Genomic DNA, 24,047 nt, shown 5'->3' on the forward strand with positions numbered 1-24,047 from the left:
GATTTTGTAATTAATGCTGATGGGCTAAAGCCCAACCTACTTAAAGAAAGTACTAGGTTTAACAAACAGGTGCTAGGAACTCACTCATTTTAGCCTTTGATTGCTTAGCTAAAACGAAAAAACGCTGCGTTTATGACGCAGCGTTTTTGTTTTTAGGCTTTAGTATTTTAGGACCTAGAACCTAGAACCTAGAACCTCGAAGCGAAGCGTCCTAGAACCTAGAACCTTCTTTTACCTTAATTACTTAGCTCTTAGTTGCTAAACTCTTAGTTACTTAAGAATTCAGCCCTTGTTGCTGGGTTCGACTTAAATTTGCCGCCTAGCGCTGTGGTGGTGGTTGAGCTGGTTGAGTCCATCACGCCACGAGATTTGACGCAGTAATGCACCGCATCCATCTTAACCGCTACATCTTGAGTGCCTAATAACGCCTGTAGCGCCACTAGAACCTGTTGTGTCAGACGCTCTTGCACCTGAGGGCGCTGAGCAAAGAAACGCACGATACGGTTAATTTTAGACAGACCGATAATGTTCTCACGTGGTAGGTAAGCCACGGTTGCCACACCGTCGATGGTGACTAAGTGATGTTCACAAGTACTGGTTAAGCTGATGTCGTTAACCTTAACCATTTCATCAAAGCCCATCTTGTTTTCGATGACGGTGATCTTTGGAAAGTTGGCGTAGTCTAGGCCTGAGAATATTTCATCGACATACATTTTGGCGATACGACGTGGGGTATCCGCTAAGCTGTCATCGCTTAAATCCAGTGACATTAAGGTCAAGATCTCACGCATATGATGCTCAATCTTGTCTTTGCGTACTTCAGCGGTTAGCTCGCTAGGTAGCATCGGCGTTTCTAAGCCGCGCTCCATTAATGCAGCTTTTACTATTTGAGCAGATTCACTGAGGATTGCTTCTCTTGATGTCATAAGTTCCTCCTTCACCATAAACAATGAGTGGTGATTTTCGTATCCAGTGTACTAGGGCCGTCAGTCTTATTGAGACTAAGTTATCTCAAAAAAATAAGTTATCTCATGAAAAAATGAATAGTTTGAGTGGCAACTATTTGCATTGTATTTAGAGAGGACGGGAGAATAGCGCTATTTGCTGTAAATATACACCGAAAACCGCATTGGAGATAAGAAAAACCGACTAAATTAGTCGGTTTTTCTATTTGAGACATTGTAATGCTAGATCCGCAGTGGCTTTTTAAGCTGCGTTAGCTCTGAAGCAGTTGTTTTTGGATGAAAGTCCACTGTTCATTAAAGTGCTTGGTCGGCTTGAGCTTAAACTCACTACGCACAAACTGAGCGATGCGGCCTTCGGCTACAGCAAGCAGTAAGTTAGCTAACACGGCTTCATCGAGCTCAAAGCCTTTACCTTCACGTAGACTCTTCTCGCGTAAAATTTGCTTTAAATGCGTTTCAATCTTCGAGAATAACTGGCTAATACGGCTACGCAGGCGTTCGTTTTCACCCAGTAGTGCATCACCGTTTAATACTCGCGAGATCCCTGGGTTGCGCTCGGCAAACACCAACAATAGTTGCAAGAGTTGCTGGCAACGTTTCATGGTGTCTTTTTCTTCGTCCATGATCAGGTTGATACGAGAGAGTAGCGATTCTTCGATAAACTCAATGAGTCCTTCAAACATACGCGCCTTGCTAGGAAAGTGACGGTAGAGCGCCGCTTCTGATACGCCAACTTCTGCGGCTAATTTAGCTGTGGTGATCCGTTGTCCTGGGCTCGTTTCTAGCATTGTCGCTAAGCATTGGAGGATATGCTCACGACGATTTATCTTAGGGCTTGCAGCCATTTATCTGTCCTTCACTCGATTACTACTGAGCGAGACGGCAAGGAAACTTTGCTCCATGCTATCCATTTAAATTGATTACGCGAGGTTCGCTGAAATCTGTTATTTGGTTCCTGAGTGGCCAAATCCACCTGCGCCGCGATCAGACTGATCAAACTCATCGACAAGTTTAAATTCAGCCTGTACAACCGGTACAAATACCAGCTGCGCGAGTCTATCACCAATTTCGATTGTAAAAGGCTCACTGCCACGATTCCAGCAAGAGACCATTAATGGTCCTTGGTAGTCAGAATCGATAAGTCCAACAAGATTACCCAATACGATACCGTGCTTATGGCCAAGGCCTGAGCGAGGTAAAATCACCGCAGCTAAACTAGGGTCTGCCACGTGAATAGCAATGCCTGTCGGGATAAGTACGGTTTCACCCGGCTGTATTGTTAGCTGGGTGTCGGTGATGGCGCGAAGATCCATGCCTGCACTGCCTGGTGTGGCGTAAGCGGGTAGCGGAAATTCTGTGCCGATCCGTGAATCGAGGATTTTTAATTCGATTGGTGTCTTCATTAGTTTTTTATTTTATTCGCTATTAGGGTGAGCAATTGCTTGGCTAGCGTGTCTTTATCAACAGCGGGTAGCTCTTGACTACCATCGCTCCAAAACACGCTCAATGCATTCGCGTCGCTATTAAAACCAATGTCGCTATTAGATACATCGTTAGCGGCAATCATATCGAGCTTTTTACGGCTTAACTTACCACGAGCATATTGCTCTACATCATTGGTTTCAGCTGCAAATCCGACGGTAAATGGTCGGTTAGCATGGCTGGCAACGCTGGCTAAGATATCAGGATTTCGCACTAGCGCAAGCTGCATCTGCTCAGCTGATTTTTTAATTTTATTTTCTGCGACTTCAGCGATTCGGTAATCGGCAACGGCTGCGCAGCCGATAAAGATTTGATGCTGTTCAACCTGCGGCATCACCGCGTCTAACATCTCTTGAGCCGACTCAACATTAATGCGAGTCACGCCTGCTGGCGTCGCTAAATTGACAGGGCCTGCGACCAGAGTCACCTCTGCGCCCATCTGCGCTGCCGCTTTAGCCAGTGCAAAGCCCATCTTGCCTGAGCTATGGTTGGAAATATAACGCACAGGATCAATCGCTTCACGGGTAGGACCCGCTGTGAGTAGCAGTGACATACCTTGCAGTAACTTAGGGCCAAAAAAATCAACGGCCTTGTCGGCAATAGCGACAGGTTCAAGCATTCTGCCAGGACCGACTTCACCGCAAGCTTGTGAGCCTGAATCTGGCCCCCAAATCTGTAAACCTCGCTGCGCCACTTGCGTTAAGTTGGCTTGGGTTGCGTTGTTGCGGTACATCTGTTGGTTCATTGCCGGGCAAAGTACCACAGGTGCCTCGGTGGCTAAGCAGGTCGTTGTAATTAACTCGTCTGCCATGCCAGCGTTTATGCGTGCGATAAGGTTTGCTGTCGCTGGGGCAATAATGACTAAGTCGGCCCAGCGTGCTAATTCGATATGCCCCATGGACGCTTCGGCCGTGGGATCAAGCAGATCGGTTGCTACCGGATAGCCTGAAAGTGCCTGCAAAGTGAGCGGGGTAATAAATTCCTGCGCACTTTGACTCATAACCACGCGGACGTCTGCGCCGCGCTCTTTTAATTTCCGTACTAGGTCAGCAGATTTGTATGCGGCTATGCCGCCGCCGATGCCCAGCAGTACTTTTTTGTTATTGAGACCCATACTTAACTCTTTCCATAATCACTTTGGCGATAAATGTTTCATCACGCTGCAGATGTTGCGGCCTAAGATATCACAAACCGCTAAATGGTGATGAACAACTTCCAAAAATCTAGACCATACTCATAGAAGAAAACAACAAGGAGGTTGTGATGGCGATTAAGGATTGGCCCGAAGGGGAAGCACCGCGAGAAAAATTATTAAATAACGGGGTGAAGCAGTTATCGGATGCTGAATTATTGGCGGTATTGCTTAGGATTGGCGTAAAAGGCTTAAGTGCTGTTGAGCTGGCAAGAACTATGCTAAATGAGTTTGGGGGGCTTAGAGGCCTGCTTAGCGCGTCTCAAATGCAAGTTTGTAGGCAAGATGGAATAGGTCCGGTAAAATTTGCGCAAATACAGGCTGCAGTGGAATTAGGTACGCGAATTTCGCAAGAAAAACTACAAAGAGGAAATTTTTTATCTGATCCTGATTTAACTCGGGACTATTTAATGAGACAATTGTCTGATCGTGCTTACGAAGTGTTCGCTATTTTATTGTTAGATAGTCAACATAGGGTGATTCAATTCGTTGAATTATTTAGGGGCACAATCAATTCAGCATCGGTTTATCCACGTGAAGTGGTGAGCCTAGTGCTTGAAAAAAACGCTGCGGCTGTAATCGTGTGTCACAATCACCCCTCAGGGATTGCAGAACCAAGTTCAGCCGATAGACGAATTACTGAGCGATTGAAACAAGCCTTACAAACTATCGATGTTTCCTTGTTGGACCATATGGTTGTGGGCGATCGAGAGATAGTTTCTTTCGCTGAACGGGGATGGATAGATTAATCTATCCCTTGATCTTTGATTTTAGATCCTGTATAAAATGCGCCCTCTGTTGTGTGCCTCAGGCGACGGCCGTGTTCGAGGTGCATTAATGCTCGAGCGTTAAATATATTGTTTTGGAGAAGATTGACATGTCAAGAGTATGCCAAGTAACTGGCAAGCGACCAATGGTTGGTAACAACCGTTCGCACGCGAAGAATTCAACGCGTCGTCGTTTTTTACCTAACCTACAGAACCACCGTTTCTGGTTAGAAAACGAAAAGCGTTTCGTACAGCTACGTATATCTACTAAAGGTATGCGTATCATCGATAAAAAAGGTATTGAAGTTGTTATTGCTGAACTTCGTGCCCGCGGCGAGAAGGTGTAATAAACCATGGCTAAAGCTAAAGGTAATCGTGAGAAGATCAAGCTAGTTTCTAGCGCTAACACTGGTCACTTCTACACGACTGAAAAAAACAAACGTAACATGCCTGAAAAAATGGAAATCAAGAAATTTGATCCAGTTGTTCGTCAGCACGTTATGTACAAAGAAGCTAAAATCAAGTAATTACTTGTTTAAGCATCTTGGAAAAAGCCTCTATTTATAGGGGCTTTTTTTTGCCTAAAATTTGGCATTACTCTGCAATATCATTGTTTTCTATCCCGCTCATTCGTCATTGGTGACTTAATTTTTCACCTAATTCCTCGCGCGGCTTTACTTAATAGCCTTAGCACAAATAACACCAATTTATGCCTGTCAGACGTACTTTACCCTAATGTAAAAATAAACAGTTAAATTGAAAATAAATGCTTTTTAAATGAATATAAATGCAATACTATCTCTTGAAGTTACTAAATTCTGTTATTCAGATGAATGTATATTTACTCTTGAGGTGATTCTAGCGTGCGTACCACTGAACTTGTTGATGGATTTCGTCATTCCGCTTCCTATGTTAATGCCCATAGGGGCAAAACCTTTGTTGTGATGCTGGGCGGTGAAGCCTTAGCTCAGAAACAGTTTCGCGCCATTATCAACGATATTGCATTGCTGCATAGCCTAGGGATCAAAATCGTCTTGGTGCATGGTGCTAGGCCTCAAATTGATGAAGCCCTCGCGCAATACAGTCTGCCTGCCGAATATTACAATGGTGTAAGAGTTACGGAAGAAGATGCTCTTAAGGTGATTAAGCAGGTTGTTGGTGGCTTACATCTCGACATTACCGCGCGCTTGTCGATGAGTTTAAGTAACACGCCTATGCAAGGTGCGCAGATCAATGTTGTTAGTGGCAACTTTGTGATTGCACAACCGCTAGGAGTTGAAGATGGCGTCGATTATTGCCTCAGCGGTAAAGTGCGCCGAATTGACAGTCAAGGCTTGAAACGTCAGCTTGATAATGGCGGTATCGTATTGCTTGGGCCTGTCGCCGCCTCTGTGACGGGGGAGAGTTTTAATCTTACAGCTGAAGAGGTTGCTACCCAGATAGCCATCAAGCTTCAAGCGGATAAGATGATAGGTTTTAGCTCGCAGAAAGGTATCTTAGATGAGACCGGTCAGGTCATCGCCGAATTGATGCCGACAGATGCGCAAACTATTTTAAATAACCTGTCACAAGTCACGCCACTGTGCGTGGGAACAAAAGCTTTTTTGCAGGCAAGCATTGATGCGTGTCGTAATGGCGTGAGCCGCTGCCACTTTGTTAGCTACCTCGATGACGGAGCCTTGCTACAAGAGCTTTTCTCTCGCGATGGCATTGGTACTCAGATTGTGACTGAAAGTGCCGAACGCTTGCGTAGAGCGTCGATTAGCGATATCGGTGGTGTGTTAGATCTCATTCGTCCATTAGAGCAAAAAGGAGTTTTGGTCAGACGTTCACGTGAGCAGCTTGAAATGGAGATAGAGCAATTTATGCTGATTGAGCGCGATAGCTTAGTGATCGGTTGCGCTGCGTTTTATCCATTCGAGGAGGATAATGCGGGGGAGTTTGCTTGTTTAGTGGTGCACCCTGATTACCGTGATGCCGATAGAGGCAGCTTGTTGCTACAAAATATTATTGGTCAGGCAAGAGTGAGAGGCTATTCGCGCTTGTTTGCCTTAACGACTCGCAGTATTCATTGGTTCTTAGAGCATGGCTTTAATATCGTTGAGGTTGATGAGTTACCTGAGAAGAAAAAGCAGCTGTATAACTACCAACGAAAATCGAAAATCCTGGCTTTGGAGTTGTGAGTCCACTCTTAGAACGTGACCCTTTGATTTTGAGCTTAAAAGAGCCTGATATGTTGCTTTATCGATAATCAATGGCCCCACTAAACAAAAAAGCGAACCTCAGGTTCGCTTTTTTGTTTAAGATTCAAGACGGCTTATTTCTTAGCTTTTCTTTTATAAAACATATCAGTAGTAAACAATATCAATGCTGCCCAAATGAACGCGAAAGTAATGCCTTTTTCGGCATCGAATGGTTCATTGAATAAGCTGATTGCTAGCACAAACATGATACTTGGACCTATGTATTGAAAAAATCCTAGCATTGAAAAGGGGATCCTCACCGCCGCGGAGGCAAAGCACAATAGAGGAATCGTGGTGACGATACCGGCTGCCACTAGCAGTAGATTCAAATGCCAATCGTTAGTGAGCAGATGAGTTAATGAATCGCCCATATTGGTAAACAGGAAAATTAGCGCGATTGGCATCAAAATAGCGGTTTCTACCAATAAGCCTGTCTTGGCGTCGACATTCACTTTTTTACGCAGTAAACCGTAAAATGCAAACGAGCAAGCTAAACCAAGTGATACCAATGGAATTGAGCCAAATGAGATCAGCTGGATCATCACGCCAGTTGCCGCAAGAGCAACAGCGGCCCACTGGAGTTTACGTAGGCGCTCACCGAGAAATATCATCGCTAAGCTAACGTTCACTAACGGGTTAATGAAGTAACCTAGGCTGGCATCGAGCATATGGTCGTTATTGACCGCCCAAATAAACAGTAACCAGTTACCGGCAATCAGTACTGATGTGACACAAAGTACCGCGAGTTGCTTTGGCTGTTTAAGTAAGTGACGCAGGCGGGCAAAACCACCGAACAGTGCAATTAATATTGTCACAAAGAAAAATGACCAGATCACTCGGTGCAGCAAGATCTCAGATGCAGGAACATCGCCGAGTAACTTAAAATAGATCGGGGCAAACCCCCAAAGGGTATAGGCGCAAATGGCGTACAGTATGCCTTTACGGTATTCAGTTTCTTGCATTGGAATGTACTAAATAGGAAAGTAGCCGCAGATTGTAGTCTTGCTAAGCAATAGACTCAAGCGGGTGGGCGGCTTTATTGGAGTGGCTTGCTGTTGTGTGAATTTGACAGCTAGGAAACTTTAGCTGCCACTTAAAGCTAAGCGAGTGATTTGTTTTTATTTAATGTCTGGTTTCACGTCTAGCCAACCATATAAGTGCCTGTGCCAAAAGCAATATGGTCGCCTTTTTCGTTATGCAGTTCCATTCTTGAAACTGATACACGATTACCTGCGCGGATCACTGTGCCTGTCCCTGTAAATATTTCACCACGGCCAGGTCGAAGGTAGTCAATTCTAAGATCGATTGTGCCTAACGTTTTAATACGATGTGCTAACTCTTCAATGCTCCAGTCGTCACGGCTTGCTACTAACCCTGAAAACGCTGTGAGGCCGCCGACGACATCAAGGACTGTAGCCGTAACCCCGCCATGAAGGATCTGCTGATGAATATTGCCAATCAGCTCAGGTTTCATGGTCACCTGGATCTCTACACCGTCCATATCATATCGCTTGATATCCATACCAAGCAGGTTATGAAAGGGCACGTGCTTGTCAAAAATCTCAGCGACTCTTCGTAGTGTCTCTTGTTGAATAAGCTGACTCATCTTGCATCCTTGTTTGCTGATTGGAAATCTTATTGGCCACTTTAGAGTATTTAATCTATCGCTAATGGATGGGGTGAAGCAAGCTCAAATTTTATTCATTAGCGAGAATCGAGAGAGACAATGTCGCTCGCCTCAATTAGAATAGTCGACCCTATTTTTAATACAGGTTTACTATGGATCCGGTTGCGCTCGATAATTCGGTCGATCAATTATCTTCCACCCTTCAGTCGGTATTTGGTTACCGTACTTTTAGAGAGGGGCAGCGAGAGGTTATTGAACAGATCTGCGCGGGACAAGATTGCTTAGTTATCATGCCTACTGGCGGTGGTAAAAGCCTGTGTTATCAATTACCAGCATTAATCATGCCTGGTCTGACAGTTGTTGTCTCCCCCCTGATCTCCTTAATGAAAGATCAGGTTGATAGCCTTATTCAAACGGGTGTATCTGCAGCTTACTTAAACTCCTCTCAACCAAGAGAAGAGAGTCTGCAAGTTTTGCAGAAGATGCGTTATGGCGAGCTGAAGTTATTGTACGTATCGCCAGAGCGTTTACTGCAGGCAAGTTTTATCGACAGATTGCATGAGCTTAATGTATCGCTATTTGCTATCGATGAAGCGCACTGTATCTCTCAGTGGGGCCATGACTTTAGACCTGAATATGCCGCGTTAGGCCGATTACGTCAGCAGTTTCCGCAAGTCCCCATCATGGCGCTGACTGCGACAGCCGATAAAGCGACTCGAGCCGATATTTGTGAGCGGTTAACCATAACGCCACATTCACTGTTAACCAGTTTTGATCGACCTAACATTCGCTATACCGTGGCTGAAAAACTCAATGCAGCAAATCAGTTGCGTCAGTTTGTTGATGCACAAAACGGCACCAGTGGCATTGTGTACTGTAGTAGCCGTCGCCGGGTTGATGAGGTCGCTGAGCGCTTGCGTCTGCAAGGGCATCAAGCCGAAGCTTACCATGCGGGTAAAACGCAAGAAGAGCGAGCAGATGTACAAGACAGGTTTCTAAAAGATCAGTTAGACATAGTGGTTGCAACTGTGGCATTTGGCATGGGGATCAACAAATCTAACGTGCGCTATGTGGTGCATTACGATATTCCCAAGAGTGTAGAAGCTTATTATCAAGAAACCGGACGAGCAGGGCGTGATGGGCTGGACTCTGAAGCATTAATGCTGTTTGACCCTGCCGATATTGGCCGGGTGCGGCACTTAATCGAGCAATCAGAGCCTGGTCCGCAGCAGCAAGTCGAGTTTCATAAGCTTAATACCATGGCAGCCTTTGCCGAGGCGCAGACTTGTCGTCGCCAGGTGCTACTGCATTACTTCGATGAAAGTGCGCAAAAGGCCTGTGGTAACTGCGATATCTGCTTAGATCCGCCCAAAAAATACAATGGCATTCAAGATGCTCAAAAAGTGTTGTCTTGTATCTACCGTATTGGGCAACGCTTTGGTATTAATCATCTTATTGACGTGCTGCGTGGTTCAAAGTCGGCGAATGTGATTGAACGTGGACATGACAAGTTATCTACGTGGGGCATTGGTAAAGAGAAAAGCCACGAGCATTGGCTCAGTGTGATAAGGCAGCTGATCCATTTAGGGCTGGCGAATCAAGATATCACCCGAGGCTCTTCTGTTACCCTTAACCCATCTGCACGCGCAGTGCTTAAAGGTGAAGTGGAGCTATTACTTGCTGAGCCTAGAATTGTTATTCAAACCACTAAGCGCCGCAGTAATAACTCCCGTGCCCCGCTTAATTACGACCGCAAGTTATTTGCAAGGTTGAAACTACTGCGCCGTACCCTAGCCGAAGAGTTAGATGTACCGCCCTATTTGGTGTTTAACGATGCAACTCTGGCTGAGATGGCGGCGATATTACCAACCAGTCCTGGAGAAATGTTGGCGGTAAACGGTGTTGGTGAGCGTAAACTTGAACGGTTTGGTGGCGAGTTCTTAGATGAAATAGCGGATTATCTTGCCGAAGGCTAATCAGCCTTTGAGCTTATCTAGGACTATTTATTGCAATGTTTGAAGGGTTGAAGTCTAGCGGCTGTTAGTGACAGGAATGAGTCGTCTAAGTTGGCTAACATTGGCGCGCTTTATCATAGATTGTAAGTTATCAAACTGCTGCATGCTGGCAAGACCAATGTTGACCTTGCTGTTGTTTTGCCATACCGCCATGGTGCCGGAGAGCTGCTCGATGACGTTAATCGCGGCAGCCTCTGAAGTATGGGGTAACATGATTAACAGCTGCTGCTCAGATTGTAAAAACAGCTGATCTTGCTCTCTTAACTTCGTCTTTAGTTGTTCAATCATAATCGGCATATCACTGTTTAACACGCCACTAGGGTCGAGCACTAACAATGACAGTGGATAATGTGCGTGTTTACTGACACTCAGTAAATCTTCCATTTTTTGCTTGCCGGTCGCATTAGGCTTTATCGGCGTCGGCTCTTTAGAGGTTGGCGATGTTTTTGGTGTTTGTTTGTGATACCAGGCGATAAAGATGATTAAGCTGAAAAGAATAAATACAATTGGTAAGAATTGACCTGAAATTAATTGGCTGGGTACGACTGCTGCGTTGATACTTTGCTGATGTTCGGAGGCCTGTTGTTGGCGGCTTAAGTCTGATTTTAAATGAGATAACCAAACATTTTGGATAAATAGAGTTTCATTCTCGGTAGCTTGGAACTGCTTAAGCTGGTAATCGTAGGCTAAAGCAAAATCTTTCTTCTCGGCAAAGTATTTAGCTAACACGGCATAACAAAATTTTAGATCAGTATATAGATTTTTTTGTTGAGCAATCGCTATCGCTTCATTCATCTGCTCCAAGCCTAACTCCTCTTGACCTTGAGCCAAATTAACCTGAGCTAATAGGTGTAAAGCGCTAATGGTTGCGCTCGCGTTAGACTCTTTCTTAAACGTGTTAATGCTTAATTGAAGCAGTTGTTCGGCACTACTATATTTACTGCTACTAAAATCAATAAAGGCAATTTGCATATAGGCCTTGGCTAGTTCAAAAGGACTACCAAGTTCTGCGAGCTTGCTGCGTGCTACCTGAACGTAATGATCCCTTAACTTAGCTTGATGATTAGATTGGGCTAGGTTAGCGGCATCAATTGCCAGGTTAAGCGCTATTTTTCCTGCTGAATTAACATCTTTGAGCGCCTTGTCTAAAAAGGCCTTTGCTTCTTTGGGTTCATTTTCTTCTATCAGTAACTTAGCCATGGATGCATTTAAGTAGGCGATAGGCGTGAGTAGCCACTGCTGATCTTGCTGTTTAACTTGTGGATAAAGGTCTAACGCTAGACGTAAGTCTTCAATAGCGGTGTCGTTATGCTGAACCTTAGCGTCAAGCTGACTTCTGAGCCATAAGCCATTAATCAAGGCCTGGGGTTGTTTTAGGCGACGAGACATGGTGATAGATGAATGAATTAACGGCAGGGCTTGTTGGTAATTACCATAGTGAACGTATGCTTGGGCCATACAGTTGAGAAAGTAAGGTCTTGCTTCATCTAGCTTCAGGCGTTTTGCTTTGGCTTCGTTAAATCGCGCTAAGTTAATTGCGGCTGCATTTTCCCCTAACTGCAGATAGGTTTCACACTTAAATGCGCTCATTCGCAGCTGTAAAACTTGGGGGTCTAAATAGGCGTGGAGTTGTTGTTCGATGTCGTGGATGGTATTTAATGCTTTGCTGGGATACTGATAGACAGTGGTATTAAGCTGATCTAGCTGCTCTAGGGTTAATGAATACGCAGGTGAAAGCCACAGCGTAAAGCTGAGGATCATAATACGAAAATCCATTTTAAAACGCTCCAAGGGTAACCCTTACCCACTTTCCATCGAATAAGGCCGCATTATAGCGAATCTAAATGAAATATGCATAAAAAAGCTTGTGACGCGAGAATATTGCGACAGGATAATTATATGTCTGCTTTTTTGCGATAAAAACGTGTTCTTGCATGTTATTACGCCGATTACTGTCTTTTATTTCGCTTTTAAGAGCGATAATTAGCCTGAAAATAACTGAAGTAAGCTAATTTATGGTTGACACTGATGCGTATGCACGTTAAAAATTAACCGAACCCGCTATGGTGTTGGGAATATTTATCTAGTTATGGTGAATATAAAATCGTAACAAATAGAAAGTAGGTTAATTAACGTGATGATATATACCCGTGTATTACTAGGACTCCTTTTTCTCATTCTCGCAGGATCTGCGCGGAGGACTTAGTGCTATACGCTTAAAAATAAGCCTGCATTAATAAACCCCGCCAAGACGCGGGGTTTTTTGTATTTAAAGCAATCGCTATTAAACGCCAAATAGCAACGTGAACGCATAACTGAACAATGATGTTCAATGGAGAAGATAGATGTCTAACCGAGTGATTATATTTGACACCACTTTACGTGATGGTGAACAAGCATTAGCAGCAAGTTTAACGGTTAAAGAAAAGCTTCAAATTGCATTAGCGTTAGAGCGTTTAGGCGTTGACGTGATGGAGGTGGGGTTTCCCGTTTCTTCACCGGGTGATTTTGAGTCGGTGCAAACAATTGCAAGAACGATTAAGAATAGTCGCGTATGTGCTTTGTCCAGAGCATTAGAAAAAGATATCGATGCGGCGGCCCAGGCTTTGTCAGTAGCGGATCAGTTTCGCATCCACACCTTTATATCGACATCGACCATTCACGTCGAAAGTAAGTTAAAGCGCTCGTTTGACCAGGTGTTAGAGATGGCAGTTGGGGCGGTTAAATACGCGCGTCGATTTACCGATGATGTTGAGTTCTCCTGTGAAGATGCCGGGCGCACACCTATCGATAACTTGTGCCGTATGGTGGAAGAGGCGATTAAGGCTGGCGCACGCACGATTAATATTCCTGACACGGTTGGTTACACGGTGCCAAGCGAATTTGGCGGCATTATTCAAACGCTGTTTAACCGCGTCCCCAATATTGATCAGGCGGTGATCTCAGTGCATTGCCATGACGACTTAGGGTTGTCGGTAGCCAATTCTATTACTGCCGTGCAGCACGGTGCACGACAAATTGAATGTACCGTAAATGGTATTGGTGAACGCGCGGGTAACTGTTCATTAGAAGAGATCGCCATGATCCTATCAACTCGTAAGGGCGAGTTAGGCTTGGAAACGGGCATTAATGCCAAAGAGATCCACCGTACATCTAGCTTAGTGAGCCAACTTTGTAATATGCCGGTGCAGGCGAATAAGGCCATTGTTGGCGCGAATGCATTCACTCACTCATCAGGCATTCACCAAGATGGCATGCTAAAAGCGCAAAACACGTATGAGATCATGACACCTGAGAGTATTGGTCTTAATCGTAATAACTTAAATATGACCTCACGCTCTGGCCGCCACGTTATTAAGCACCGCATGAGCGAGCTTGGTTATGGTGAGCAAGATTACGATATGGACGTATTGTATGAAGACTTCCTGGCGTTAGCAGATAAAAAGGGGCAGGTGTTTGATTATGACTTAGAAGCGTTAGCCTTTATGGAGGCGCAAGCTGAAGCCGATGATCATTTTAAGCTGCAGCAATTAGTGGTGCATTCAGACTCAACCGAAGGCAGTGCCACTGCGACGGTAAAAGTGGCTGTTAATGGTGAAATAATTACCGAGGCGGCGACAGGTAACGGTCCGGTTGATGCTGCTTATAAAGCGGTTGCCCGTGCCAGTGGCTGTGAAACCAATATCACTAGTTACCAGCTAAGTGCAAAAGGCGAAGGGCAAAATGCATTAGGCCAGGTGGATATTACCGCTAAATACCGTGAGCAAAATTTCCATGGTGTGGGTCTGGCAACCGACGTTGTTGAAGCTTCTGCCAAGGCCTTGATTCATGTGATGAACCTGACATGGCGCGCCGATAAAGTGGCTGATTGCAAACAGCGTATTCAACAGAACAAGAGAGAGCTCGGTGGCGTGTAAGCCATCGAATCGACACTAAGGTGTTTGAGCGTAAGAATAAGTTTAACGAACAAATTGAAGAATAAACCACAGGAGTGAGCCGAAGTATGAGTTATCAGATTGCAGTACTGGCCGGAGATGGCATTGGACCAGAGGTGATGGCTGAAGCACGTAAGGTGTTAAAAGCAGTTGAACAACGTTTTACACTTTCTATTGAGTATTCTGAGTACGATGTTGGCGGCGCTGCTATTGATAATCATGGCTGCCCACTTCCTGCAGAAACCCTAAAAGGCTGTGAAGCTGCTGATGCGATACTATTTGGTTCAGTAGGCGGTCCTAAATGGGAACACTTAGCACCAAACGATCAACCTGAGCGTGGTGCCTTATTACCACTTCGCGGCCACTTTGAGCTGTTCTGTAATATGCGCCCAGCCAAATTACACGCAGGCCTTGAGCATATGTCACCGCTGCGTAGTGATATCTCTTCTCGTGGTTTCGATGTGGTTTGTGTTCGCGAGTTAACAAGCGGGATCTATTTTGGTAAGCCTAAGGGGCGCCAAGGTGAAGGCGAAAACGAAGAAGCGTTTGATACTATGCGCTATAGCCGCAAAGAGATCCGACGCATTGCAAAAATCGCCTTTGAAACCGCGCAAGGGCGTCGTAAGAAAGTCACCTCTGTCGATAAAGCCAATGTACTTGCTTGTTCAGTGTTATGGCGAGAAGTGGTTGAAGAGGTTGCTAAAGACTTTCCAGATGTTGAGCTAGAACATATCTATATCGATAACGCGACCATGCAACTACTCCGTCGTCCCGATGAATTTGACGTCATGCTGTGCTCTAACCTTTTTGGCGACATCATCTCTGATGAAATTGCCATGTTAACAGGCTCGATGGGCTTACTTTCCTCTATTAGCATGAATAGCTTAGGCTTTGGTTTGTATGAACCTGCTGGTGGTAGTGCACCTGACATTGCTGGTCAAGGCATTGCTAACCCAGTAGCGCAAATTCTTTCGGCTGCATTATTACTGCGTCATAGCCTAAAGCAAGAAGAGGCGGCAACAACGATTGAAAATGCAGTCGGTCAGGCATTGAGTGACGGTTACCTAACTGGTGAGCTACTTGCTACTGAAGATCGCCACAACGCTAAATCAACCAGCGAGATGGGTGATTATATTGCCAAGCTTGTGCGAGAAGGAGTGTAGTCATGGCTAAGACATTATATGAAAAGGTATGGGATAACCATATTGTGTTTACAGCCGAAGGTGAGGCGCCAATTATCTATGTAGATCGGCATTTAGTGCATGAAGTGACGTCTCCTCAAGCCTTTAGTGGGCTAAAAGTGGCTGGGCGTAAATTACGTGCACCAGAAAAAACCTTCGCGACGATGGATCACAATACCTCCACCACGAGTGCCAGTTTAGATGCGTTAAGCCCAATGGCGCGCACGCAGGTTGAAACCCTAGAGCGTAACTGTAAAGAGTTCGGTGTACGTCTTTATGATATCCACCATAAAAACCAGGGTATTGTACATGTGATGGGCCCAGAGCTAGGTATCACCTTGCCGGGTACCGTAATTGTATGTGGCGACTCACATACTGCAACCCATGGCGCTTTTGGTGCGCTGGCCTTTGGCATTGGAACCTCTGAAGTCGAGCATGTGATGGCAACGCAAACTTTGCGCCAGCTTAAAGCTAAGACGATGAAGATTGAAGTGCGCGGTCATGTTGCTGATGGCATTACGGCTAAAGATATCGTGCTGGCCATTATTGGCAAAATTGGTATGGATGGCGGTACAGGCTATGTGGTCGAATTCTGCGGTGAAGCGATTGAAGCCTTAACGATGGAAGGCCGCATGACAGTTTGTAATATGGCCATCGAAATGGGCGCCAAAGCAGGCATGATAGCACCCGATGCTACAACAGCTGAGTACTTAGAGGGTCGTGAGTTTGCACCTAAGGGCACAAGCTGGAAGCAAGCAGTTAATGCATGGAGTCAGCTAAAAACTGATGCCGATGCCGTATTTGACGCGACCGTAGTGATTGAAGCTAAAGATATTGCACCACAATTAACCTGGGGCACTAACCCTGGACAAGTCGTGGCGATCGATCAACTGGTTCCTAATCCCGCTCAAGAAAGCAACCCTACGGTCAAAACCAGCATTGAGAAAGCGCTAGAGTACGTAGATTTATCCGCGGGCACCTTAATGACCGATGTCAGCATTAATAAGGTATTTATCGGTTCGTGTACCAACTCTCGCATTGAAGATCTACGCGCAGCAGCGGTGCATGCTAAAGGTCGCAAGGTGGCTGACGGTGTTAAAGCCATCGTCGTGCCGGGTTCGGGTCTAGTGAAAGAGCAAGCAGAAGCAGAAGGCTTAGATAAGATCTTCTTAGATGCAGGCTTTGAGTGGCGCTTACCAGGCTGCTCTATGTGTTTAGCAATGAACGATGACAAGTTAGAAGCAGGCGATCGCTGCGCTTCGACCAGTAATCGTAATTTTGAAGGTCGACAAGGACGAGGTAGTCGTACTCACTTAGTGAGTCCAGCTATGGCAGCCGCCGCAGCGGTTGCGGGTCATTTTGTTGATATTCGTAAACCATACTAGGAGAGCAGCATGCAACCATTTATCTCACATACGGGGCTTGCGGTTATCTTAGATAGTGCAAACGTCGATACCGACCAGATCATCCCTAAGCAATTTTTGTCTAAGGTGACCCGAGACGGCTTTGGTGTTCATTTATTTCATGATTGGCGTTATCTAGATGATGCAGGCGATAAGCCAAATCCTGATTTTACTTTGAATAAGCCTCGCTATAAGGGGGCGTCAGTTTTGGTGTCGCAGGAAAACTTTGGCTGTGGTTCAAGCCGAGAGCATGCACCATGGGCATTGGCTGATTTTGGTTTTAAAGTGATTATTGCGCCAAGCTTTGCCGATATCTTTTATGGTAACTCTATTAATAATGGTTTGTTGCCGGTAAAGCTCGCTGACGCAGAAGTTAAACAGCTAATGACTGAGGTTGAAGCTGAAGAAGGGGCGGAGATCGGTATTGATCTTCAGGCTTTAACAGTGACCAGTCCTTCAGGCGCGGTATTCCATTTTGATATTGCTCAGTCGGCAAGACACAATTTATTAAATGGATTAGATGCGATTGGGCTAACCCTGTCACATGCCGATACGATTGCTAATTATGAAGCTAACATTCCATCTTGGAGAGTCTAAACACATTAAAAAAGCGACTAAAAATTAGCGTACAGCTGTACCATTATTGAGTTTTGCTGAAGCCATTTAGATTTTTTTCTAAATGGCTTTGTTTAATTTAGCCTTTGCTATATAAGTTAAGTTGCTGTTTTTGTTTTATTTGCTTGTGCATCCCCGTCTGAATGAATCTGATCTTATAAATGTGCCAGTTATTATCACTACTATTTGGCTTAATTTATAGAGTACATTCGTACGCGCCATATCTTGGCGCTATCCTTATGATTAATAACTTTATTTCCTCAGTGTGTAACCAATCATTAATATCATTCAGCGACGGTAACCCCTGATGCTGGCACGGTTCTTATGTTTTAAAGTGTGATCTCTTCTATATTTATTCTGCCTGTCGTTATTTTTGCCAGTGTTTTGTGCTGTTTTTTATAAAGTACTTGAAAAGATATTCTGCAGTTGTAAAATCGCCGACATTAAAAAGTGGAGTTAATACTCTACTTCTTGTTAACATAATTAGAGATAACAAATGAATAAGCGTTTAATAACTCTTGCTGTGAGTACAGCACTTTTGGGGACGGTTACACAGGTTCAAGCTGCTGGTTTTCAATTAGCTGAATACTCTGCAACTGGGTTGGGTCGTGCGTATGCTGGTGAAGCAGCCATGGCCGATAACGCTGCTGCGCAATTTCGTAACCCTGCGATGCTTACCTATTTAGAAGGCACTCAACTTAGCACGGGTGCGATATTGGTTATGCCAGATATTGATGTCGATGGTTACGTCACATCAAATGGTGTTACAACACCATCATCAGCAAAAGATATCGCTGGCGATGCCGTAGTTCCTAACTTCTACGTATCTCATCAGTTAAATGACCAATGGTTCCTTGGTTTAGCCGTTGGCAGTAACTTCGGTATGGCGACTGAACTAGATGATGACTTCCTTGCGACTCAGTTTGGTAATGAAGCTTCGATTATGGCAATCGAAATCAACCCGAACGTTGCATATCGCATAAACGAGCAATTCAGTGTTGGTGCGGGTGTGCGTTTGGTTCTTGGTGAAGGAAGTTTCGGCGCTCAGGCTCCAACAGGAACAATCGTGCCTGCAGGCTCGACGCTTAAGTATATGGAAGGCGATGACATCTCTTGGGGTTGGCAGTTAGGTGGTGCATGGCAGATTAACGCCGATAACCGTATCGGTTTTAACTACCGCTCTGAAGTAGAGCAAAACCTTGAAGGCGACGCTAAAGGTCTAGGTTTTGACGTTGCAATGCTAATGCAAGGTAAAGCACCTTCTAGTCATTATGATGGATCAATGGAGCTTGCACTTCCAGCTACAGCAGAAATTGCTAGCTTCCATCAGTTGACTGAGAAACTTGCTATCCACGCAAGTGTTAACTGGACTGATTGGAGTTCGTTTGAAAAGCTAGAAGCAATGATCCCAGAGATCTCTGCCAATCCTATTCTAGTTAAGCAAGAGAACTGGGAAGACAACTACCGTTTTGCCGTTGGTGCAACTTACCAGTTGTCACAAAAATCAACGCTAAGAACAGGTGTTGCTTACGACCAAGCTGCAGTGTCTGATGCTAATCGTACAACCACAATTCCTGAAGTTGACCGTTTATGGTTGAGCGTGGGTTATGGTTACCAGTATAGCGACAACCTAGATTTCGATTTTGGTGCAACTTACATCTTTGCTGATGAGTCTCCAATTCATGAACATGAAGCTGACTCTGCTATGTTTGGCGGTACTTTCGAAGGTCAGGTTAGCGGCAACATCATTCTAGTTGGTGTTCAGGCGACTTACCGCTTCTAATGTAGCCTCTAGTACGGGACTTACCTTAGCCACAATTAAGGTGTTTAGCCCTGACAGTTTTAATTTAAAGCCTCGCCTATGCGAGGCTTTTTGTTAGAACATTTCGCTGCCGACTTTTACGTTAAATGACTTCTAGATAAATGACTTCTAGTTAAATGACTTTGCCGGGGAGCACTTGCATGTAGAGCGCGGTCAACAATAGCATCATTTATTGGCCTTTAATTCGTTTGCCAACAACATACTGAGTCGAGCACTTTCTTATACTGATGGGTATAACTACTGCTGAGTTGGATGAGCGGTCAGTTTCGTGGTAAAAAAGAATGAAGCACATTTAGATGATGATAACTACAAGGTCTCCTTGTAGTGCGTTATTCAACCCACTGCCCAAAAGCATAAAAATAAATAAGAGGTTCACCATGAAACCCAAGATTTGGTTACTGGCTATCGGTTCAGCATTGATGAGCGTATCGCCACTGGCTAGCGCTAGTAATACTTTAGCGATTGAAGCTCAACAGCCCGATTCTGTGACAGTCGTAAAACAGTTTATTCAAGGCTTTAATAATCATAGTGTCGAGCAGTTACTGCAACATACTACGCCTAATGTGCATTGGTTTAATTTATCGGGCACTAAAATGGATGTTGAAACAGCGACTCAGCATGAGCTGGGGGCGGCTATGACGGACTATTTTTCCAGTCTAACTGACGCCCATGCCACATTGAGGCAGATAGTCGTGTCGGCAAATTATGTCAGTACCGTTGAAGAGGTGACTTGGAGCCATGAAGGTGAGCAAAGTAGTCAGTGTAGCCTTGGTGTTTATCAGTTATCGGGCGATAAAATTAGTGCGGTTTGGTATTACCCTGCCCATGCTTGTGATCAAACCACATGGGTAGAGAACAGCGAGCCAGGCATTGTTCAGCCAGAGATCAGCCTATTAAAAGAAACGCGTCAATAAGGAAAGCATACGTGTCAAAGAAATACATCATTGCACTGGATCAAGGTACTACCAGTTCTCGAGCCATCGTGTTTGATCACAATACCAATATGGTCGCTAGCTGCCAGCGTGAGTTTAGTCAGATGTACCCAAAACCGGGTTGGGTTGAACATGACGCGATGGAGATCTGGGCTTCGCAAAGTTCGACACTCATTGAGGCATTAGCGCGAGCTGACATTCATAGTGAAGATGTTGCCGCTATCGGCATTACCAACCAGCGCGAAACCACTGTGATATGGGATAAAGCGACAGGCAAGCCGGTTTACAATGCAATTGTATGGCAATGCCGTCGTAGTAAAGCTATCTGTGATGACTTAAAAGCACAGGGGCTGGAAGATTATGTTAAGCAAGCAACAGGTTTACTGCTTGATCCTTATTTCTCTGGCACAAAAATTAAGTGGATTCTGGATAATGTAGCAGGAGTGAGGGAGCGCGCGGAAAAAGGTGAGTTGCTATTCGGCACGATTGATACCTGGCTGGTGTGGAAGCTCACCGAGGGACAAGCCCATGTCACCGATCCAACGAATGCATCGCGCACCCTGTTATTTAATATTCACACCCAAGAGTGGGATGAGACTCTGCTTAAGGCGCTCAATATTCCGCGTTCAATTTTACCAGAGGTCAAACCTTCTTCGGCTGTTTACGGTCATACTCGTATCGTGGGTGAAGGTAGCCATATTGCTATAGCAGGTATGGCTGGCGATCAGCAGGCGGCATTGTTTGGTCAGCTTTGTATTGAAGAGGGGATGGCAAAAAATACTTATGGCACCGGGTGTTTCTTATTAATGAATACCGGTCTTGAGGCCGTTCAGTCACAGCATGGGCTATTAACCACTATAGCCATTGGTGCTAATGGTGAGGTGAATTACGCGCTAGAGGGCTCGGTTTTCATGGGCGGCGCCACAGTGCAATGGCTTAGAGATGAGCTAGGGCTTATTCGTGATGCACAAGATACCGAATACTTTGCCTCTAAAGTTGAAGATACCCATGGGGTATATTTAATTCCTGCGTTTGTCGGTTTGGGCGCGCCATACTGGGATCCAGACGCGAGGGGCGCCTTAGTGGGGTTAACTCGGGGCGCTAATCGTAACCATATCATTAGGGCCGCACTTGAAGCGATAGCTTATCAAAGTCGTGATTTGCTTGATGCCATGGCTAAAGATAGTCATGTTGAGCTTAAGCAGATTAAAGTCGATGGCGGTGCGGTAGCGAACGATTTCTTAATGCAGTTTCAGTCAGATATTACCAATGTTGAAGTTCAGCGGCCTGATTTAACTGAAACCACGGCCATGGGGGCCGCATTTCTAGCGGGATTGGCGGTCGGGTTTTGGGAGTCAACTGATGAGCTAAAGCTGAAAGCAGGAGTGGAGCGTAGCTTTACGCCACAGATCACGGCACAAAAACGCGATAGCTTATATCAAGGCTGGCAAGATGCTGTGGCTCGGATCCGCTAAGCGATAACCACTAACCACAAAGCTATACATTGATGTCGATCTTAGTGTGGATCGACTCACTCTGTTTTGTTGCGGGTTCAGACTCTGTTGAGCTAGCAGGCTCGTTAAAATGAGTTGGCTGGTTAGAATGAGTCGCCTCAGCTGATTGAGCTATTTGCGGCAGAGTCAGTTCTTCTGGATTATCTTGTGCTTCTTTAGCTCGGCGGTCTTTGCTTGCGCCTTTTCTTCTCTCTAGGCTGGGGTCGAGTTGGTAAGCAATTTGTTGATCTTTGCGCCTATCATCGCTTGAAGAGCGCCTTTCTAGGTGAGGCGGTAGTTGAGACTGTGGCGGCTCATGGCTATCGGCACTGATTGCAGCACTATTATCGATACGCTTTACTTTTTCCTTAGTCTTTAGCTTCGATAAGACCGGCTTAGCAAGCATGGCATATACACTATCTAGACTAATCATTTGGCACCCCAGCATTAAATGTGATTATCCATTTATCGGCATGAGCTGGTTAAAATTTAGCCTTTATTTTGAGGTGAGCAAATTTATCCTGTATTGGAGGCGTAATTTGCAACCAATTTGGTTAATTATGATTAATTTAAAGCTAAGTCATCTCGATGCTACTGTGCTTTTATCTGGCAATTTTGAATAAGGTCATCTGCGTTAACGTCAATTTTATGGGGGAAATATCCACAATGGGCTTTAAATGCGGTCAATGCCCCCCTGTCTTCTGTCTGTTTTTCCTACTTTTTAGCCCAGAAGTCACATAGCATCCCCACTTAAATCCCTAGTAGGCTTATTCATTTTATTTTAATCAAAATGCGCTGCTAACCCGCTTGGTTGCTGGATCTTAAATAAGCGGCTTTCCTTGACAAGTCTTGCGTTCTATCCCTAAACTTAGCTGTTGTGGGGAAATGTGGATATTTGTGGGTAATTTATAGAATAACAGGGATGACAATAAGGTGTTTTCTGGAGCCAGCGCTATAAACCTTGATACAAAAGGACGGATCGCAATACCAAAGCGATACCGTGAGCCGCTGCACGCCTGCCATAATAGTCAACTTGTGATCACTGTAGATATTCAATCCTCTTGTTTATTGCTGTATCCCATTCAAGAGTGGGACAAAGTTGCAGCTAAACTCGCGTTACTTTCCGACACACAGCCTACCGAAAGAGCAATTAAACGCATGTTGCTCGGATACGCCCACGAATGTGAATTAGATGGTAACGGTCGCATGCTATTACCAACGCCTTTACGTCAATATGCCAATTTAGATAAGCGGGCGATGTTAGTCGGTCAGCTCAACAAGTTTGAGCTGTGGGACGAAGCGGCATGGCAACAACAGATTGAGCAGAGTCGATTAGCGATTCTTAATGAAGATTTGGCTGCTAACGAACGTTTGGCAGATTTTTCACTTTAGCGAGTGATACTTAAAAGTAGAAGAAACCCATGACACAAGAATTTGAACACCTATCAGTCCTGTTAACGGAAACAGTTGCTGGCTTAAACATAAAACCTGATGGCATCTATATCGATGGCACATTTGGTCGTGGTGGTCATTCTAGAAAAGTTCTTGAAGAACTTGGACCGAATGGAAGATTGATTGCTATCGATCGTGATCCGCAGGCGATCGCAGCGGCGCAGCAGTTTAAAGATGATAGCCGTTTTCAAATTGTGCATGGTGGTTTTGGCCAGTTGGCAGACTATGTAGAAGAGTTAGGCCTGAAAGGCAAAATTGATGGCGTGTTGTTGGACTTTGGCGTTTCATCGCCTCAGCTCGATGATGCGGAACGTGGTTTTAGTTTCTTAAGAGACGGCCCATTAGATATGCGTATGGACAACTCTCAGGGACAAACTGCAGCCCAGTGGATTGCTCGCGCCGAAATCGAAGATATGGCGTGGGTGTTTAAAACCTATGGCGAAGAGAAAAATGCGCGCCATATTGCTCGCTGTATCGCAGCCGATCGTGAGAAAGCCCCTTTTTTGCGCACCAAAGAGCTTGCGGACTTAATCGCTCGAATCACTAAGAACAAAGAGCGTAATAAGCATCCAGCTACTCGCGTATTCCAAGCTATCCGTATTTATATCAACAGTGAACTAGAGCAAATTGACCAGGCTCTAGAAGGCGCATTAACCGTGTTAGCGCCTGAAGGTCGCTTGTCAGTGATCAGCTTCCATTCGCTTGAAGACCGTATGGTAAAACGCTTCATTCGTCGTAATAGCCAAGGCGAAAGCGTACCTCATGGCCTGCCTATTACTGAAGAAGAGATTAATAAGTCACGTAAGCTCAAGGGCGTTGGTAAAGCGATTAAGCCTTCAGCAGAAGAGATTGAGCGTAACGCAAGAGCACGTAGCTCGGTGCTGCGTATTGCCCAACGCTTACCTTACGAAGTGTAAGTGAGC

At 45.1% G+C, this 24,047-nt stretch carries 22 protein-coding genes; 14 read left to right on the forward strand and 8 right to left on the reverse strand.

Going from position 1 to position 24,047, the window contains the following annotated elements:
* Nucleotides 1-266: 266 nt before the first annotated feature.
* The 4 genes from folE to coaBC form a co-directional block, all read right to left on the reverse strand.
* Complete coding sequence (gene folE / locus ACVBIO_RS16080; RefSeq protein ID WP_447162698.1) at nt 267-926, reverse strand: GTP cyclohydrolase I FolE; 660 nt, start codon at nt 924-926, stop codon at nt 267-269.
* Nucleotides 927-1,216: 290 nt separating this feature from the next.
* Nucleotides 1,217-1,810: a nucleoid occlusion factor SlmA gene (gene slmA, locus ACVBIO_RS16085; RefSeq protein ID WP_447172986.1), complete on the reverse strand. Its 594-nt coding sequence runs from the start codon at nt 1,808-1,810 to the stop codon at nt 1,217-1,219.
* Nucleotides 1,811-1,909: 99 nt separating this feature from the next.
* Nucleotides 1,910-2,368 (reverse strand): dUTP diphosphatase, encoded by a 459-nt coding sequence (gene dut, locus ACVBIO_RS16090; RefSeq protein WP_447162697.1) that lies wholly within the window; start codon nt 2,366-2,368, stop codon nt 1,910-1,912.
* The gene (gene coaBC, locus ACVBIO_RS16095) at nt 2,368-3,561 is read right to left on the reverse strand and encodes a bifunctional phosphopantothenoylcysteine decarboxylase/phosphopantothenate--cysteine ligase CoaBC (RefSeq protein ID WP_447172987.1); all 1,194 of its coding nucleotides are present in this window, start codon (nt 3,559-3,561) and stop codon (nt 2,368-2,370) included. Before coaBC ends, dut begins: the two co-directional genes overlap by 1 nt.
* Nucleotides 3,562-3,710: 149 nt before the next feature.
* Between coaBC and radC the strand changes: the two genes are divergently transcribed.
* From radC to argA, 4 genes are all read left to right on the forward strand, one after another.
* A complete protein-coding gene (radC, locus tag ACVBIO_RS16100) occupies nt 3,711-4,388 on the forward strand; it encodes a RadC family protein (RefSeq protein WP_447162695.1) in 678 nt (225 codons plus the stop codon).
* Between the two features lie 128 nt (nt 4,389-4,516).
* A complete protein-coding gene (rpmB, locus tag ACVBIO_RS16105; RefSeq protein ID WP_012157028.1) occupies nt 4,517-4,753 on the forward strand; it encodes a 50S ribosomal protein L28 in 237 nt (78 codons plus the stop codon).
* A 6-nt stretch (nt 4,754-4,759) separates the two neighbouring features.
* On the forward strand, nt 4,760-4,933 hold the full coding sequence (rpmG, locus tag ACVBIO_RS16110) for a 50S ribosomal protein L33 (protein ID WP_012275560.1): 174 nt from the start codon (nt 4,760-4,762) through the stop codon (nt 4,931-4,933).
* 336 nt (nt 4,934-5,269) lie between these two features.
* On the forward strand, nt 5,270-6,589 hold the full coding sequence (gene argA / locus ACVBIO_RS16115; RefSeq protein ID WP_447162694.1) for an amino-acid N-acetyltransferase: 1,320 nt from the start codon (nt 5,270-5,272) through the stop codon (nt 6,587-6,589).
* Between the two features lie 134 nt (nt 6,590-6,723).
* Here the strand turns inward: argA and rarD are convergent, their stop codons facing one another.
* A complete protein-coding gene (gene rarD / locus ACVBIO_RS16120; protein WP_447162384.1) occupies nt 6,724-7,611 on the reverse strand; it encodes an EamA family transporter RarD in 888 nt (295 codons plus the stop codon).
* A 179-nt stretch (nt 7,612-7,790) separates the two neighbouring features.
* Nucleotides 7,791-8,255, reverse strand: coding sequence for a thioesterase family protein (locus tag ACVBIO_RS16125; protein ID WP_447162385.1), 465 nt, complete (start codon nt 8,253-8,255; stop codon nt 7,791-7,793).
* 173 nt (nt 8,256-8,428) lie between these two features.
* On the opposite strand from ACVBIO_RS16125, the gene recQ reads away from it, so the two are divergent.
* Nucleotides 8,429-10,252 carry a DNA helicase RecQ gene (recQ, locus tag ACVBIO_RS16130; RefSeq protein ID WP_447163458.1) on the forward strand — a complete coding sequence of 608 codons (1,824 nt, stop codon included), beginning with the start codon at nt 8,429-8,431 and terminating at the stop codon, nt 10,250-10,252.
* A gap of 54 nt (nt 10,253-10,306) precedes the next feature.
* Here the strand turns inward: recQ and ACVBIO_RS16135 are convergent, their stop codons facing one another.
* Nucleotides 10,307-12,067: a tetratricopeptide repeat protein gene (locus ACVBIO_RS16135; protein ID WP_447170059.1), complete on the reverse strand. Its 1,761-nt coding sequence runs from the start codon at nt 12,065-12,067 to the stop codon at nt 10,307-10,309.
* A 569-nt stretch (nt 12,068-12,636) separates the two neighbouring features.
* Between ACVBIO_RS16135 and leuA the strand changes: the two genes are divergently transcribed.
* The 7 genes from leuA (at nt 12,637) to glpK (ending at nt 21,654) form a co-directional block, all read left to right on the forward strand.
* A complete protein-coding gene (gene leuA / locus ACVBIO_RS16140) occupies nt 12,637-14,208 on the forward strand; it encodes a 2-isopropylmalate synthase (protein WP_447162388.1) in 1,572 nt (523 codons plus the stop codon).
* 86 nt (nt 14,209-14,294) lie between these two features.
* Nucleotides 14,295-15,389 (forward strand): 3-isopropylmalate dehydrogenase, encoded by a 1,095-nt coding sequence (gene leuB, locus ACVBIO_RS16145; protein ID WP_447172988.1) that lies wholly within the window; start codon nt 14,295-14,297, stop codon nt 15,387-15,389.
* A gap of 2 nt (nt 15,390-15,391) precedes the next feature.
* Entirely contained in the window at nt 15,392-16,792 is a 1,401-nt protein-coding gene (leuC, locus tag ACVBIO_RS16150; protein WP_447163456.1) for a 3-isopropylmalate dehydratase large subunit, read from the forward strand.
* A 9-nt stretch (nt 16,793-16,801) separates the two neighbouring features.
* Nucleotides 16,802-17,407 carry a 3-isopropylmalate dehydratase small subunit gene (leuD, locus tag ACVBIO_RS16155; RefSeq protein ID WP_447162391.1) on the forward strand — a complete coding sequence of 202 codons (606 nt, stop codon included), beginning with the start codon at nt 16,802-16,804 and terminating at the stop codon, nt 17,405-17,407.
* 514 nt (nt 17,408-17,921) lie between these two features.
* Nucleotides 17,922-19,208: an outer membrane protein transport protein gene (locus ACVBIO_RS16160; RefSeq protein WP_447162392.1), complete on the forward strand. Its 1,287-nt coding sequence runs from the start codon at nt 17,922-17,924 to the stop codon at nt 19,206-19,208.
* A gap of 416 nt (nt 19,209-19,624) precedes the next feature.
* Nucleotides 19,625-20,161: a nuclear transport factor 2 family protein gene (locus tag ACVBIO_RS16165; protein WP_447172989.1), complete on the forward strand. Its 537-nt coding sequence runs from the start codon at nt 19,625-19,627 to the stop codon at nt 20,159-20,161.
* Nucleotides 20,162-20,172: 11 nt separating this feature from the next.
* Nucleotides 20,173-21,654, forward strand: coding sequence for a glycerol kinase GlpK (gene glpK / locus ACVBIO_RS16170; RefSeq protein WP_447162394.1), 1,482 nt, complete (start codon nt 20,173-20,175; stop codon nt 21,652-21,654).
* Between the two features lie 22 nt (nt 21,655-21,676).
* Here glpK and ACVBIO_RS16175 read toward each other — a convergent pair whose 3' ends face one another.
* Nucleotides 21,677-22,105, reverse strand: a complete 429-nt coding sequence (locus ACVBIO_RS16175; RefSeq protein ID WP_447162395.1) for a hypothetical protein — start codon at nt 22,103-22,105, stop codon at nt 21,677-21,679.
* A 500-nt stretch (nt 22,106-22,605) separates the two neighbouring features.
* On the opposite strand from ACVBIO_RS16175, the gene mraZ reads away from it, so the two are divergent.
* Both mraZ and rsmH read left to right on the forward strand, forming a co-directional pair.
* Nucleotides 22,606-23,064: a division/cell wall cluster transcriptional repressor MraZ gene (mraZ, locus tag ACVBIO_RS16180; protein WP_447162396.1), complete on the forward strand. Its 459-nt coding sequence runs from the start codon at nt 22,606-22,608 to the stop codon at nt 23,062-23,064.
* Between the two features lie 29 nt (nt 23,065-23,093).
* Nucleotides 23,094-24,041, forward strand: coding sequence for a 16S rRNA (cytosine(1402)-N(4))-methyltransferase RsmH (rsmH, locus tag ACVBIO_RS16185; protein ID WP_447162397.1), 948 nt, complete (start codon nt 23,094-23,096; stop codon nt 24,039-24,041).
* Nucleotides 24,042-24,047: the final 6 nt, after the last annotated feature.

It is taken from the genome of Shewanella sp. 0m-8, from assembly GCF_052977265.1.

Bases quoted from the DNA above. Each gene is read 5' to 3' on its own strand.
- ACVBIO_RS16135 (WP_447170059.1), bottom strand. From the start codon at position 12,067: ATGGATTTTCGTATTATGATCCTCAGCTTTACGCTGTGGCTTTCACCT.
- rsmH (WP_447162397.1), top strand. From the start codon at position 23,094: ATGACACAAGAATTTGAACACCTATCAGTCCTGTTAACGGAAACAGTT.
- leuD (WP_447162391.1), top strand. From the start codon at position 16,802: ATGCAACCATTTATCTCACATACGGGGCTTGCGGTTATCTTAGATAGT.
- recQ (WP_447163458.1), top strand. From the start codon at position 8,429: ATGGATCCGGTTGCGCTCGATAATTCGGTCGATCAATTATCTTCCACC.
- ACVBIO_RS16165 (WP_447172989.1), top strand. From the start codon at position 19,625: ATGAAACCCAAGATTTGGTTACTGGCTATCGGTTCAGCATTGATGAGC.
- ACVBIO_RS16160 (WP_447162392.1), top strand. From the start codon at position 17,922: ATGAATAAGCGTTTAATAACTCTTGCTGTGAGTACAGCACTTTTGGGG.
- radC (WP_447162695.1), top strand. From the start codon at position 3,711: ATGGCGATTAAGGATTGGCCCGAAGGGGAAGCACCGCGAGAAAAATTA.
- rarD (WP_447162384.1), bottom strand. From the start codon at position 7,611: ATGCAAGAAACTGAATACCGTAAAGGCATACTGTACGCCATTTGCGCC.
- folE (WP_447162698.1), bottom strand. From the start codon at position 926: ATGACATCAAGAGAAGCAATCCTCAGTGAATCTGCTCAAATAGTAAAA.
- ACVBIO_RS16125 (WP_447162385.1), bottom strand. From the start codon at position 8,255: ATGAGTCAGCTTATTCAACAAGAGACACTACGAAGAGTCGCTGAGATT.
- ACVBIO_RS16175 (WP_447162395.1), bottom strand. From the start codon at position 22,105: ATGATTAGTCTAGATAGTGTATATGCCATGCTTGCTAAGCCGGTCTTA.
- rpmB (WP_012157028.1), top strand. From the start codon at position 4,517: ATGTCAAGAGTATGCCAAGTAACTGGCAAGCGACCAATGGTTGGTAAC.
- leuB (WP_447172988.1), top strand. From the start codon at position 14,295: ATGAGTTATCAGATTGCAGTACTGGCCGGAGATGGCATTGGACCAGAG.
- rpmG (WP_012275560.1), top strand. From the start codon at position 4,760: ATGGCTAAAGCTAAAGGTAATCGTGAGAAGATCAAGCTAGTTTCTAGC.
- leuC (WP_447163456.1), top strand. From the start codon at position 15,392: ATGGCTAAGACATTATATGAAAAGGTATGGGATAACCATATTGTGTTT.
- coaBC (WP_447172987.1), bottom strand. From the start codon at position 3,561: ATGGGTCTCAATAACAAAAAAGTACTGCTGGGCATCGGCGGCGGCATA.
- slmA (WP_447172986.1), bottom strand. From the start codon at position 1,810: ATGGCTGCAAGCCCTAAGATAAATCGTCGTGAGCATATCCTCCAATGC.
- dut (WP_447162697.1), bottom strand. From the start codon at position 2,368: ATGAAGACACCAATCGAATTAAAAATCCTCGATTCACGGATCGGCACA.
- leuA (WP_447162388.1), top strand. From the start codon at position 12,637: ATGTCTAACCGAGTGATTATATTTGACACCACTTTACGTGATGGTGAA.